Origin of the sequence: Niastella koreensis GR20-10, assembly GCF_000246855.1 — a bacterium.
GTDB lineage: Bacteria > Bacteroidota > Bacteroidia > Chitinophagales > Chitinophagaceae > Niastella > Niastella koreensis.
On the sequence record NC_016609.1, the window covers coordinates 4,309,527 to 4,323,673 of the forward strand.

The window sequence follows — 14,147 nt, forward strand, 5'->3', positions numbered from 1 at the left end:
GTTAATGATGGTTTACAATTAAATGCAAGCTCGCATCAAAAATCACCGCGCGGGTTATTAGTTAAGAGGAGGTCACGTGAGAAATTACCCCATGAAGAAGATAGAATTTAAGATATTTATTTTTTGAATATAAAATATTCAGAGTTCCGGGTTCAGAGTTCAGCGTTTTTTCCGCGACGGCGTGTGGCGCGAAGCGGTGTATTGCCTGCAGCTTACAGCCTGAAGCTTGAAGCTGCCTTCCTACACTCTCAACGCTCCTCTAAATCCCCGGGTTGCATAGTAAGAATCAGCTCCATTATGGTAAATGAAAACTGTATTATACCGTCTATCGCCAAAGATGGCGCCACCAAGCTGGCGGATATCGGGTGGAGTAACCAGCCAGCTGGAGGTTTTGGTGTCGAATTCGCCCAGTTGTTGCAATAAGCGGTATTGTTCCTCGGTCAGCAATTCAATGCCCATAGCAGCAGCTGCATCCATGGCACTGTCTTTAGGCTTATTTTCCTTTCTTGCGTCCAGCGCCTTGCGGTCGTAGCAATAACTTCTGCGGTTTTTGGGACTTTCGGCGGAACAATCGAAGAAAATGTATTCATCTGTTTTTTTGTCGTACCCAACTACATCGGGTTCGCCGCCGGTAGCTTCCATATCATCGAGCACCCACAGTTTTTTGGGATTCGCTTCCAGCTTTGCCTGCACATGGGCCCACTCAATTCCTTTGTGACGGTTTTTGTGCTTCTCAAAACGGGTCTTCAAGGTGTTGAGCAATTCGGTTCGCTGTGCCGGCGACAGTTCCTTTTTAGTGTCTTTCATGTTGTTGCTTTTTAAAGTGCGATGAGCCTTCTGTTGGCTGGTCTGAAATACCAGGATAAAATGGTGAGTACAATCAATAAGAGGGGGCCAAATAATTCTTTGGGCGCATCATGGATGGCCAGATGGGAGATAACCGCGCCGCTCATAACAAAGAAAAAGCCGGCATACGCCCATTCTTTTAGCAATGGAAATTTAGGCACCAGCACCGCTATCACACCCAGGATCTTCCAAACACCGATGATGATCAATAAGTACATAGGGTAACCCAGGCCATTGAACAAAGCTGCTTCGTCTTTATTCTGGATCAGTTGTACAATACCGGTTGCCGTCATGCCCAATGACAACCAGAGGGTGGCTATCCAATAAATGATCTTGTTCCTTCTTGCTTTTTTGCTTTTTGTAAGTTCCATGTTCATGTTGATTCGTTTTTTTAGGGTTAATTAATCATCCAGTCCTTTTCCGTTAAGGATCTGTTGCAGGTATTTCTCTACCCGCGACTCGCGGGTTTTGGTTTGTTTGGGTTGAGAAAAATAAAAGAGATAAGCGCGTTGCCGTCCGGGCGTCAGTTCCTTAAATGCCCGTTTCAACGCCGGCATTTTATTTAATTTCACCTGAAACTCTTCAGGCACGGCATAGTCGGTTGTTTTTTTAAGCTCCACTTTCAACCCGGCCTTTTCCGCTTCCATGGCCTCTTTTATATATTTTTTCAGTGTGGGGGCCAGCTTAATGATCTCTTTTACATTGGTAAAACGTACCTGGCGGGCAGATTGTACATTCTTCGTTTGCTGAATCAGGATACCTTTCGGGTCCTTTAACAAAGCGCCTTTAAAAAACAGCACCGCGCAGTAATCTTTAAACCCGTGGATGAGCACGATGTTCTTTTTATCGAGCGAGTAACAGGGACAGCCCCATTTTAATTCTTCCTTGAGCCCGCTGTCCAATGCGATCATGCGCAATTGTTCATATTCATCGTGCCACTTCACGCTTTTAAAAAAGAAATCAACCCGGGGATTCATAATGCTTGTTGCCATAGTTGTTTATTTTAATTGACGCAGCACTTCTTCAATGCGGTTATGGGCCATGTTTATGCCTTGCGCAAAAGGCAGCTTCAGCACCTGGTCACGTTGTTCAACCGATTCGTAGATCACGTGCATAGTGAGCTTGCTGGTTTCGTCGGTGATTGGTTCAAACTCATAGATCTCCAGCTGGATGCCAAAAGGTGTGTTCTCCATTTCAAATGTGCGCGAGATCTTTTTTTCCGGTACATATTCATGGATCACGCCATTGAACCCGTGTTTGTTCCCTTTGGGATCGGTTGTTTCCAACTGATAGCTGCCGTGCTTTTTACAATCGAATTTCAACACTTTGGTTCCCATCCATTGTTCAATGATCTCAGGTTCTATATAAGCTCTGAAAAGCAAGTCTAATGGCAGATCAAACTCGCGGGTGATCACCAGTTCCTGCTTGCCGGTTTCGGCATTGATCTTTGTTTTGCGTTCCATATTATTTGCTTTTGTATTTTTTCATGATGGATTCAATCTTGTTAAAACGGTCATCCCACATTTTGCGAAAGTTCTCTACAAAGTCATCCACCTCTTTCATTTTATTAGCATTGATGTGATAGTAGATCTCGCGGCCATTCTGCGTTTGCTCCAACAACTCGCATTCCGTGAGTATTTGCAGGTGTTTTGAAACCGTAGGCCGCGCCGTATCGAAGTTAGCGGCTATGGCGCCGGCAGTCATTGACTGGGAAGCCACCAATAATAAGATGGCTCTCCTCGTTGGATCGGCTATTGCCTGAAAAACGTCTCTTCGCAGGTTCATTGTGTAGCTATTTGACTACAAATATACGCGTAGCTATTTAACTACGCAATTATTTTTTTAATTTGTCAGGCAACGAGCACTAACAAAATGATTAACAGTACCAGGGAGCCGGGAATTTTTTCGCGCAGGATGGTAATGGCGCGGCCCATCAATTTATAACAGGCTTTAACCGAGAGGTTCATGTTGCGAGCAATTTCTTCAAAGTTCAGGCCTTCATAATAGCGCAGGTAAATCACTTCTTTTTGTTTGGCCGTTAGGTTCGTCAAAACCCCTTCTATCTGCTGGCGTAATTGTCGCTGGCTTTCATTGTCCAGTACGCGGGTCTCCGGAGTTAATTGCAGCTCGAAGAGATAGCCGGGTTCATCGCCGGGGTTCAGTCCCCGTAACCGGTTTTGCTTTTGCAGCCAGTGCAGCATCGTAGTGCGTACAGCTTTGAACAAATAACTCTTTACCGAAGTGTGCATGTCGAGCTTGTGCCGGTTCGCCCACAACCAAACGAACACATCGTGCAAACAATCTTCTACCGCCGGCAGATCGGCCATGAATTTTAACCCGTATTGCGTTAAAGGCTGGATGTATTTATTATAGAGAAGGGTAAAAGCATCATAGTCCCCCGACCGTATAGCAACGATCAGCGACGTATCTTCCTGGGCGCTGTGTGAATCCAAGGGTGTCCGGGTCATGAGCCCTGTAATTTAATAACAAATTGCACGCTGGTAACATTTGGATTATACATATGTGTGTAACTGAACAATTTATTCCCCCAAAATCCTGCTTTAGCCCATCCAATTCCAGGTTTATCTTCTTTTTGTTATTGTATTCCGTTGAAACTCAGGAATTGATTAGCTTAGTAAGACAAAGGTTAAAGGTAAAAGCCTAAAGCCCAAAGTCCCCGGTATTTGCTTTCAGCTTTAACCTTTAGGCTTTCAGCTGTATTCTATGGCATTAGTAAAATTTACATACGCATTGAAAAGGTTTTTTCCCAAACTGACTGATACAACAGCCAGTGGGAAAACGATTCCGGCTGTTCTGCAGGAAATAGAAGCCAGCTATCCCGGAGTAACAAAGTATGTGCTGGATGACCAGGGCCGGCTGCGGCAACACGTGAACATTTTTATCGATGGCGTTATGATTCAGGATCGCGCCAAACTCAGCGATCCGTTTAAAGAGAACAGCGAGATTTATATTATGCAGGCGCTATCCGGAGGATAGCGCAATGTTGAATGTCCAATATCCAATAATGAATGTTGAAGTAAATACAATCGCGTCTTTCACTTCTACATTCAATATTCAACATTCAATATTCAATATTAGCTATATGAGATCAACACTTTTATTAGGAACACGAAAAGGGTTAATTGCCTATCGCTTTCAAAACGGTAAATGGACAATGGAAAGTTGTTCTTTTGAAGGCGTCCCTGTTTCTATCGCTTATGCCGACCCGCGCAACGGCACCTGGTGGGCCTGCCAGGACCATGGTCACTGGGGCGTTAAATTGCAACGCAGCAAAGACCGTGGCAAAAGTTGGGTGGAAGTGGCTGCACCGGCTTATCCCGAAGGCGAAGAAGTGAAAGACGGCATGCCCGCCACCACGCGGTACCTGTGGTCGATGGCGCATGGCGGCAGGAATTATACGTCCAGGTTATGGATAGGCACTGACCCCGGCGGCTTGTTTGTGAGTGAAGATGAAGGCAACAGCTTTCAACTGGTTGAGTCGTTATGGAAACATCCCACCCGTAAAACGGGCTGGTTTGGCGGCGGCCGCGATCTGCCCGGGATCCATTCCATTGTTGTTGACCCACGCAACGAAGATCATATCCATATTGGTATCAGTTGCGCCGGCGTGTTTGAAACCGTTGATGGCGGTAAAAGCTGGGCCATTCGTAATAAAGGGATGAACGCCGATTTTCTGCCCGATCCCACCGTAGAAACAGGTTTCGATCCACATATTGTAGTGGCGGCGCCCAGTAACCCCGATTACCTGTGGCAGCAGAATCACTGTGGTATCTACCGGAGTACCGACGCCGGTAAAAACTGGATAGATATCAGTGAACCTAATGGCCCGGCCCGTTTCGGGTTTGCCATTGCCGTTGCCGGCGACAATCCCGATCAGGCCTGGGTAGCACCCGCCGATAGCGACGTAAACCGCACGGCCATCCAAAGCGCCCTGGTCATTTGCCGCACCGATGACGGCGGAAAAACCTGGAAGCAATTGCGCAATGGTTTACCGCAGGAAGGTTGCTTTGATATCGTTTACCGCCATGCCCTGGTGAACGACAGCAATGCCGTTGTATTTGGCACTACCACCGGCAACCTGTTCTTTTCGCCCGATCGAGGGGAGAACTGGCAGGTGATTAATAATTATTTGCCAATGATTTATTCGGTGCAGTTTGCGGAATGAAAGGCAGCTTCAAGCTGCAAGCCATAAGCTATAAGCCAATACACCGCTTCGCGGCAAACCCAACAAAGAACATAGAACTGAGAACGTTGAACCTGGAACTTTTTCCCCTTTATCAACGCTATCAACTATGTCAACCCTATCAACTCGAATCCCTGGTCAACTCGTCAACTGATCAACTGGTTAACTAACAAACTACCTGTCCATACCTCCAATGCTCTACATACTGCCCATCCTTCAACTTAACTATGTCAATACAATGCATGGTTATACGTTGATGGGTGGGCGGATTATTTAAGAACTCCCCTACCTGAATGCCGGAGATCGCTTTGCGGGTTACTACGGTATCGCCTTCGGCTATCTGTTCAAAGATCTCCACTTTTACGTCGGTCAACGCTTTGTGCAATACCTCCACGATATAATCTTTGATCCCGTCGCGCCCCGCGGGTATATTTAAAGTGGCGGCGCTGCGGTTTACAAAACCGGCAGCTACTAATTCCTCAAAAACCTGGATATTTCCCTGTTCAATAAATTCCTTATTAAAGCGGGTTACTACTGCTTTGTTTTTTTCCTGTAATGTATTCATGGTTCAAAGGTAGTATTGCGGACAGGGGCGCTGGTAACGCGCCCGGCTCAGAAAATTATTCTTTTAGCTCAACCCTGAGTGTGAAGCAGTTATAAAATTCTTTAAAAAATTTTTACAAAAAGCGTAGGGTGGCGCTATCATTTGGGTACATATATAAATAGTATGGACAAGCAAGCATTTCTCAGGATGTTGGATAAGTACCAGGATGGCTCTGCCAGTTCTGCGGAAAAAACATTGATTGAAGAATATTACCGCCGGTTGGAACTGGCAGGTAAAACTGAACTATCAGCAGAAGAAGAAATCGCGTTAAGACAGGCGATGTATAAAAATATAACTGCCGGCATGGTAGAACGGGATACCCCGGTTGTTCCTATCAGAAGAAAAAACTATAGCCTGGCGGCAGCAGCAGCGGCATTATTACTGGTGCTCGGCGCAGGTAGTTATTACTGGTTATTTAAAGAACATACCACGCAGCCGGGCAATAACAAACTGGCAAAAGCCAAACACCACGACCTGCCACCGGGGCGGGATGCCGCTACGCTTACACTGGCCGATGGACGCACCATTGTGCTGGACTCGGCCAGCGGAACCATCTCCAAACAGGGTGGCGCAACCGTAATCAATCTGAACGGTCAGGTTTCTTATGCAAAGGCAGGCGACAAAAACGAACAGGCGCCGGTTGTATATAATACCATTACCACGGCACGTGGCAATCAGTATCAGCTCATATTGGCCGACGGATCAAAAGTATGGTTGAACTCGGCCAGTTCGCTGCGCTTCCCTACCGCTTTCACCGGCGACAAACGCGAAGTGGAACTGGATGGTGAAGGATATTTTGAAGTAGTAAAGAATGCCGCCAAACCATTTCATGTTAAAACAAGCGCCCAGGATATTGAAGTACTGGGCACGCACTTTAACGTGAATGCATATAAAGATGAAGAGACGATAAAGACGACTTTGTTGGAGGGAAGAGTAAAGGTGAATTCGGCAATTCCCGACAAGTCGGGACGGGCAGGCAATCCCCGACAAGCCGGGGCAGGCTGGCAATCGGCAATTTTAAAACCGGGAGAACAGTCCTCCGTATCTCAATCATCGCAAACATCCCAAACAATCTCAGTTCAGACAGTTGATATAGACCAGGTAATGGCCTGGAAGAATGGCTGGTTTGAATTTGATAATACAGATATTAAAACCATTATGCGCCAAATAAGCCGCTGGTATGATGTTGATGTTCGTTATGAAATGAAACCCGATAACGAAACATATGGCGGCCGTATAAGTCGTAACCTGAATCTTTCCAACATTCTTAAGATGTTAGAGACTTATGGTGTTCATTATAGGCTGGAAAATAAAACATTGGTAGTAGTCAAATAAAAGAACTGATGTAGATACCCGGACACTAAGGACGACGAACAAGCAATACAATTTGGCAATAAGCAGAAGGTTGTGCGAACCCCGATTCATCGGGGAGGGTTGCAAGGGGTTTAACAATTGAGAGAACAGTGCATCAATCAACAACTATCAGGCATATATAATGCAGTCATTGTACTTCCCGAAGCTATTGCCAGTTGTAGTTGCCGGTTTAAATGAAGAGGCATGCGTCCAGGGATTAGTCTCGAATAAAAGCCCGGTAACAGGTAACTGGTAACCGGTAACAAATAAAAAGCCGCTTCGTGGCCAGACGAAACGGCGGTGTTCAGTAATTATAAACAAGTCTGTTGAGGAATCATCTATTTAATCACCAAACCAAACAAAGTTATGCAAATAACTGCTATAATCCGTTTACGTAGATATACAAACGGGTTAATCTCCTGGTATGCCAGCCAGGAAATGCACAAACTGCTTAAGGTCATGAAGTTAACATCATTTCTCTTATTCGTCACATGCTTGCATGCAGCTGCCCATACCAGTGGGCAAACTGTAACCCTGTCGCTTAAGAACGTGCCGGTGCAAAAGGTGTTCAAGGCCGTTTCAAGGCAAACCGGCGTATCGATCGTGTATTGTGAAAACCTGTTTGAAGGGCTCGAACCCGTTACTATAAGCGTAAAGAACGCTACCATAAAAGATGTACTGCAGCAATGCCTCACCGGCGCCCCGTTTGACTATAACGTACAGGGCAATACGGTAGTGATCAGGAAGAAATCTGCAGTAGAAATAAAAGGCGATATCAATACGCCGCCACCCCCACCCGTTCCCATAAAAGGTAAAATTGTAAACGACAAAGGCGAACCCATCGCCGGCGCCAACGTACAGGTAAAAGGTACAAAAAAAGGCACCAGCACCAACCCGGATGGTGAATTCACCATCGATGCAGATAAAGGCGATGTGCTTATCATTACAAACATTGGCTATGCTGCCCGGCAAATAACCCTTACCGATACAAAATCATTAAACATTACACTCACAGTAAACTCACAACAACTGGGTGAACTGGTTGTAACCGCCCTGGGTATTCAACGCCGCCAAAAAAGTTTAACGTACAGCACTACCAAAGTAAATAACGCCGAACTGACCACGGTAAAGAACATGAACCCCATCAACAGCCTGAATGGTAAAGTACCGGGGTTACAGATCAACCCAAGTTCCTCCGGTATGGGCGGTTCTGTTCGCGTGATCCTGCGTGGGCAAAAATCAACGCGGGAGAACCAGCCGTTGTATGTAATTGACGGGGTACCGCTTACCAACTTCTCTACCGCACAACCTCAAAACCTGTGGGGCGAAAGTGGTGGCGTAAACACGCCTGGCCGCGATGCGGGTGATGTGCTCAGCTCGCTGAACCCGGAAGATATTGAAAGCATGACCGTGCTGAAAGGCGCCTCTGCCGCCGCCCTGTACGGTAGCCAGGCCGGTAATGGTGTAATTATGATCACTACTAAAAAAGGCCGCTCCGGTATGGCTAAAGTAGATTTCTCTACTGCCGTTACTTTTGAGCGCCCTATGTACACGCCAGATCTGCAGTACAACTTTAACCAAACCAATGCCGACAATATTTACAGCTGGGGCCCTGCCGGTTCAAACCCCAACCACGTAAAGGATTTCTTTAAAACGGGTAAAACCTTTATCAACACCATTGCGTTTACTGCAGGTAACGAAAAAGCGCAAACCTATTTTTCGTACAGCAATACCAATAACACGGGTATAATGCCCACCAATGAATTCAAACAACATACTTTCAACTTCCGTCAAACTTCCAAGTTCTTTAACGACAAGTTGAATGTTGATGCGAATATCATTTTCAGCACCCAGAAAACAAATAACCGCCCTGCATCGGGTTTGTATTACAACCCGCTTACCGGTTTGTACCTGTTTCCCCGGGGGCTCGACTTCAACAACTACAAGAATAACTTTGAATACTTCTCGCCCACCCGTATCATGAATTTGCAAAACTGGTGGAATATAAACCCCGATAAAGATCTGGGCGGCGCCGATAACCAGCAAAACCCTTACTGGGTGCTGAACCGCGATGTAAACCTGGGCAAAAAAGACAACCTGTTTGCTTCATTAACCCTGAAGTACCCCATCACCAAATGGTTAAGTGTTCAGGCGCGTGGTAGTATGAACCGCAATTACGACAATTACGAATTACACGCCAATGCCAGTACCCAGATAACGCTGGCCGACTACAATGGCCGCTTTACCTACGACAGGTTAGAACGCACCTTGTTGTATGGGGATGTAATTCTTTCGGGTAATTTACATCTTACCGATAAGATCGGGTTCAACTTCAATGCCGGTAGCAGCATCAATGATCAAAAGCAGGACCGCACCTATATAGATTCAAAAGGCGCCGACCTGGCTTATGCCAATATATTTACATTGGGTAACCTGAACCTCAGTCCGGCCCTGATGGTGCAGCCAACCGGTTTACGCCGCCAGGTACAGTCGGTATTTGCAACCGGTACATTCGATTATGATGAAAAAGTTTACCTGGATCTTACCGCACGTAACGATTGGTCATCAACCCTGGCTTACACGCCAAAAGCAAAAAGCGGCTATCCTTATTTCTCAGCCGGTATCAATACCATCATCAGCGAACTGGCGCATTTGCCGCAATTCATCAACTACAGTAAAGTACGTTTGTCCTTTGCCAAAGTGGGTAACGACGTAGAGCCATTCTCAACCAACCCTACCAATACCATTCAATCGGGCAACGTACAAACAGTTCAGGCCAGCCCTTATATGGGAGCATACCTGAAACCTGAAGACGCCCGTTCTTTTGAAATAGGAACCGAATGGAAATTCCTGAATAACCGGTTAAGTCTGGATTTCACCTGGTATAAGACCAATACCAAAAACCAGTATTTTGATTTCGCCGCACCCCGTGGCAGCGGCTACTCCCGCTTCTTTGTAAATGCCGGTAACATCCAGAACCAGGGTATTGAGGCCATGATCGGTTATGATGTGCTGAACAAAGGAGATGTAAAATGGAATACCAGTGTAAACTTTACCCGCAACCGTAACAAGATCGTGCAACTGTTGCCAGAACTGGGCGGCATGTACGAGCTCACACTCGCCGGCGTGAACAGCTATTCGCTTCGCATTCGCGAAGGAGGTTCCTATGGCGATATTTACGGTATCAAATTCCTGCGTGCACCGGATGGTTCCATTGTAGTGGATGATAAAGGAAAGCCACAGGCGAACGGTTTTGGATTTGTTGGTAACCCCACCCCCAACTTCCTCGCCGGCTGGAACAACTCGGTTGAATATAAGAACTTTGTTATATCGGCGCTTATCGATGGCCGCTTTGGTGGTAAGGTGATGAGCATTACCCAGGCGGTACTGGATGAATACGGCGTATCGAAAGTAACAGCGGATGCCCGTAACAACGGCGGCGTTCACATTCCTGCTACCATGCTGAATGGTTCTAAATGGAGTGGCGCCATCCCTGCTGATGTTTTCTATACAACCGTGGGTGGCCGTGCAGGGATCTCTGAATATTACATGTACGATGCCACCAACATCAGATTGCGTGAACTATCAGTGGGTTACAAACTGCCCTCAAAGTCAACAATTATAAAGGATATGCGCCTTTCACTGGTAGCACGCAATCTTTTCTTTATTAAAAAAGAAGCGCCTTACGATCCTGAGTTAAGTATGAGCACCGGTAACGGGTTACAGGGTATAGACGTATTCTCCCTGCCATCTACCCGTAGTATGGGGTTAAGCTTTAGATGTTCCTTTTAATGATATAAAGAAACAGCAAAAAAATACGACAATGAACAAACAACATAAATATCTCCTTTATATAACAACAGCAACTATATTAACTAGTGGTTGTACCAAAAACTTCGAGGACTATAACAAGAATCCTTACGGCGCCAGCAACGACGATCTGTTGCCAGACTATGGCCTGGTGGTGGGTCAGTTGAAGGAAGCGGAACGTTCCATTTATGTGTATCAGCCAGCCTGGGTTACCCAGCTGCAGCAGAACCTGATGGGCGATGTGTTCGGTGGTTACATGATGTCGCCTACCCCATTCCGTGGCAACAGCAACAACATGAACTACGACCTGGTTGACGGCTGGAACCTGTATGCCCTGAACCCGGCTTACAGCAGTCCCGAGGCCAGTGTGATGGCCCCGTTGGCGAACGTGGAATCAATCACCAAAACCCCGGCGCCGGATTTATACGCCATGGCCAAGATCCTGAAGGTAGAAGCCATGCACCGCGTGAGCGATATTTTCGGCCCCATTATGTACTCGAAATATAAAGTGCGCGCTGAAGATGGGGGTTATGATTACGACTCGCAACAGGATGCCTATAGTAATTTCTTTAAAGACCTGAACGAAGCCATTACCATTCTTACGCCGCTTCGCACCCAGAAGCCTACGCCCACGTTTGTTAATGCCGACCTGGTATACAAAGGTGATTATGGGAAATGGCTGCAGTTTGCCAACTCATTGCGTTTGCGCCTGGCCCTGCGTATTGTGAAAGCCGATGCCGCCAAAGCAAAAACGGAAGGCGAAGCTGCCCTGGCCAATGCCGGTGGCTTATTAAGCAAAGCCGATGATAATTTCAGTATTGATATTGGCGCTACCGTTCACCCGTTGAACACCATCAGCGGCGCCTGGGGCGATATTCGTATGGGTGCGCCCATGGAATCGATCCTGAAAGGGTACAATGACCCACGCCTGCCCAAATACTTTATACCGGCTGTAGACTCCGCTGTGTTGCACCAGTTCAAAGGCATTCGCAATGGTATCGACATAGACGCCAAAACCCGGTACCAGGGCTATTCCGCGCTGGTTGACCTGCCCAGTAAGCTGCAATTGATGACCGCTGCCGAAGCCTGGTTCCTGAAAGCAGAAGCCGCAACACGCGGATGGGCAAACGCCGGTACCGCCAAAGACGATTATGAATCTGGTATTACTACTTCATTTACCCAATATGGGTTGAATGCCAGCACATATATCAACGACGCCGTAAGCACACCGGCAGAATACATCGATCCCAAAGCCATTACAGCCGGCCAGAACGATATCAAGACCGGCAGCCAATGGCTGAGCACCATTACCATTAAATGGAATGACGCCGATGCATTTGAAACAAAACTGGAAAGGATCATTACGCAGAAATGGATTTGTGTTTTCCCTGACGGACAGGAAGCCTGGAGCGAGTTTCGCAGAACGGGTTATCCCAAACTGTTCCCGGTAGTGATTAACAACAGTGCCGGTAAAATTTCCACTACCGTGTTTGTTCGCCGCATCAACATTCCACCCGATGAGTATTTAACCAATCCCAAAGGGGTTGAAAGAGCCATCAAAACCCTGAAGGGACCTGATAATGGCGGAACGCGTTTATGGTGGGATGTACAATAAAAATATCGAATAATGAATATTGAATGATGCATGTAGAAGTGAATACAGATAAATAAAATAGGTTTTTACTTCGATATCCGACATTCTTCGGTTCAATATTCAACATTTTTAGAGATAGCAACACCCCGGCGGTTGAGAACATTGCAACCTATCGATCGTCGAGGGTACGGACAGAAAGACCTTAAGGGGAGTTCTTTTATGTCCATCTGCAGATTTCTATTGAACCTCCCGTAAACAACAACGGGAAGAAGCTTCTGTGAAAGCCGGGTGCAAAAGAATAAAAGGGTTTGAAGAAGGTCTCTCTTATTCGATGCTGATGTCTATCCCCGGCTTCCCGGAAGCAAAGAGTTAAAGGAGTAAAAGAGTTTGAAGAAGGTCTCTTTTGCTCCTTTCTCTTTTATAATGACCTACATAAGTCCCTCACTTTCATAAAATAGCTAATATAAATAACTCTTTCTTGCAGATTTTGCAGTTTTCTGCTTCAAACTCTTCCTCGCAGGTTAATTTTGTCTTAACTTTCAGGGAAGAACGTGCAACATTATCCTACGCATACTGACACTGAGTTACTGAGAATGCTTTCTCAACACGATGAGCTTGCCTTTGCCGAAATCTACAACCGGTACTGGAAGCTATTGTATTCATCTGCCCACAATATTTTACAGGTAAAAGACGCCGCACAGGATGCTGTGCAGGAAGTGTTTATCTCCTTATGGCGGCGCCGCGCCGATATCCAGGTAGATGCGTTACAACCTTATTTGCACCAGGCGGTGCGCTTCCAGGTATTCAAAGCTATCCGGGCCGAAAAAACCGACCAGCAATTCTTTAACCGGCTGGCCCTGATAACCCAGGATATTTTGTTTGAAGATCCCATGTTGTTTAAAGAACTGGACACCTTATACCAGCAACTGGTGCAGGACCTGCCGCCCGATGAACAGGAGATCTTTCGCCTGCACCGCGACAGCGGGCTCACCTATAAACAGATAGCCGAACAAAAGAATATCTCCATAAAAACAGTAGAAAAGAAAATGAGCCGCTCATTGCGGGAATTGCGCTTTGGGTTGGATGATGCGCTGGTGGTATTAATAACCATCCATTTACTTAGTTAGGTTTTGCTATTATTCAGATCATAAATTTTTTTCCCAAGTTTCAATAATGAAACCGGAATAAAGGACCGGTCTTCGATAACAGGAAACTTATTCCTGGTAATTTTTGCCAGTCGTTTATTTTTCCAATAATATTCCTTCACAGTATATTCTGTATTGTGATGAGGCTCCTGCCGCAGTACCGTCATTTCACCACACACCAGCATCCCGTTTTCGTAATAAAAAGTCTTTGAAACCCAAACGTTTTTTTGGGTACCAATCCAATATATCCGGTAAATTTCACCCTGTTTTTTTGCAAAAACATAAATTTCCCAGCCTCCATCTTCATTGTCCCCTAAATTTAAGCTCTCGCCCATCCTTTCTTCCAGTCCCATTTCTTCAGACATGCGCATAGAATCCAAATCCAATGCGCGATGCACTGTTATATATAAAGTATGTAACGAATCGATGGAGGCTTTATACTTTTTTATATGCGCAATTTGTGACGAAGGCGATTGGCAAAAGCTATTTGCCGAAAGGATAAAACAAATAACCCCCAGGCATATTTTCAAGGCGTATTTCATTATACCTAAACATATAAAATTCCCTGCGTTAATACAAGTCTTATTATTT

Annotated in this window: 14 protein-coding genes; 6 read left to right on the forward strand and 8 right to left on the reverse strand. The window is 46.0% G+C overall.

The annotated features are described in order from the left end of the window. Window positions 1-240 precede the first annotated feature (240 nt). The 6 genes from NIAKO_RS16905 to NIAKO_RS16930 all read right to left on the reverse strand — a co-directional run bounded on the left by NIAKO_RS16905 (window position 241) and on the right by NIAKO_RS16930 (window position 3,314). On the reverse strand, window positions 241-807 hold the full coding sequence (locus NIAKO_RS16905) for a DUF4256 domain-containing protein (RefSeq protein ID WP_014219653.1): 567 nt from the start codon (window positions 805-807) through the stop codon (window positions 241-243). A gap of 11 nt (window positions 808-818) precedes the next feature. Beyond that, window positions 819-1,223 (reverse strand): DoxX family protein, encoded by a 405-nt coding sequence (locus tag NIAKO_RS16910; RefSeq protein WP_014219654.1) that lies wholly within the window; start codon window positions 1,221-1,223, stop codon window positions 819-821. A 24-nt stretch (window positions 1,224-1,247) separates the two neighbouring features. Next, window positions 1,248-1,838, reverse strand: coding sequence for a YdeI/OmpD-associated family protein (locus NIAKO_RS16915; RefSeq protein ID WP_014219655.1), 591 nt, complete (start codon window positions 1,836-1,838; stop codon window positions 1,248-1,250). Window positions 1,839-1,844: 6 nt separating this feature from the next. After that, window positions 1,845-2,309 (reverse strand): SRPBCC family protein, encoded by a 465-nt coding sequence (locus NIAKO_RS16920; protein ID WP_014219656.1) that lies wholly within the window; start codon window positions 2,307-2,309, stop codon window positions 1,845-1,847. Window position 2,310: 1 nt separating this feature from the next. Beyond that, entirely contained in the window at window positions 2,311-2,631 is a 321-nt protein-coding gene (locus NIAKO_RS16925) for an ArsR/SmtB family transcription factor (protein WP_014219657.1), read from the reverse strand. A 65-nt stretch (window positions 2,632-2,696) separates the two neighbouring features. Further along, window positions 2,697-3,314 carry an RNA polymerase sigma factor gene (locus tag NIAKO_RS16930; protein ID WP_014219658.1) on the reverse strand — a complete coding sequence of 206 codons (618 nt, stop codon included), beginning with the start codon at window positions 3,312-3,314 and terminating at the stop codon, window positions 2,697-2,699. 283 nt (window positions 3,315-3,597) lie between these two features. Between NIAKO_RS16930 and NIAKO_RS16935 the strand changes: the two genes are divergently transcribed. Continuing rightward, window positions 3,598-3,843 carry a MoaD/ThiS family protein gene (locus NIAKO_RS16935; RefSeq protein WP_207622376.1) on the forward strand — a complete coding sequence of 82 codons (246 nt, stop codon included), beginning with the start codon at window positions 3,598-3,600 and terminating at the stop codon, window positions 3,841-3,843. 106 nt (window positions 3,844-3,949) lie between these two features. After that, window positions 3,950-5,032, forward strand: coding sequence for a WD40/YVTN/BNR-like repeat-containing protein (locus NIAKO_RS16940; RefSeq protein ID WP_014219660.1), 1,083 nt, complete (start codon window positions 3,950-3,952; stop codon window positions 5,030-5,032). A gap of 184 nt (window positions 5,033-5,216) precedes the next feature. Here NIAKO_RS16940 and NIAKO_RS16945 read toward each other — a convergent pair whose 3' ends face one another. Next, the gene (locus NIAKO_RS16945) at window positions 5,217-5,615 is read right to left on the reverse strand and encodes an ester cyclase (protein WP_014219662.1); all 399 of its coding nucleotides are present in this window, start codon (window positions 5,613-5,615) and stop codon (window positions 5,217-5,219) included. Between the two features lie 162 nt (window positions 5,616-5,777). On the opposite strand from NIAKO_RS16945, the gene NIAKO_RS16950 reads away from it, so the two are divergent. The 4 genes from NIAKO_RS16950 to NIAKO_RS16965 all read left to right on the forward strand — a co-directional run bounded on the left by NIAKO_RS16950 (window position 5,778) and on the right by NIAKO_RS16965 (window position 13,538). Further along, on the forward strand, window positions 5,778-6,989 hold the full coding sequence (locus NIAKO_RS16950) for a FecR family protein (RefSeq protein WP_014219663.1): 1,212 nt from the start codon (window positions 5,778-5,780) through the stop codon (window positions 6,987-6,989). 477 nt (window positions 6,990-7,466) lie between these two features. Continuing rightward, the gene (locus NIAKO_RS16955) at window positions 7,467-10,799 is read left to right on the forward strand and encodes a SusC/RagA family TonB-linked outer membrane protein (RefSeq protein ID WP_041348822.1); all 3,333 of its coding nucleotides are present in this window, start codon (window positions 7,467-7,469) and stop codon (window positions 10,797-10,799) included. Window positions 10,800-10,830: 31 nt separating this feature from the next. Then, window positions 10,831-12,432: a SusD/RagB family nutrient-binding outer membrane lipoprotein gene (locus tag NIAKO_RS16960; protein WP_014219665.1), complete on the forward strand. Its 1,602-nt coding sequence runs from the start codon at window positions 10,831-10,833 to the stop codon at window positions 12,430-12,432. Window positions 12,433-12,962: 530 nt separating this feature from the next. Further along, window positions 12,963-13,538, forward strand: a complete 576-nt coding sequence (locus tag NIAKO_RS16965) for an RNA polymerase sigma factor (RefSeq protein WP_014219666.1) — start codon at window positions 12,963-12,965, stop codon at window positions 13,536-13,538. On the opposite strand, the gene NIAKO_RS16970 is transcribed toward NIAKO_RS16965, so the two are convergent. Continuing rightward, window positions 13,535-13,954 (reverse strand): hypothetical protein, encoded by a 420-nt coding sequence (locus tag NIAKO_RS16970; protein ID WP_133055270.1) that lies wholly within the window; start codon window positions 13,952-13,954, stop codon window positions 13,535-13,537. The two genes, NIAKO_RS16965 and NIAKO_RS16970, sit on opposite strands and share 4 nt — an antisense overlap. Window positions 13,955-14,147 lie beyond the last annotated feature (193 nt).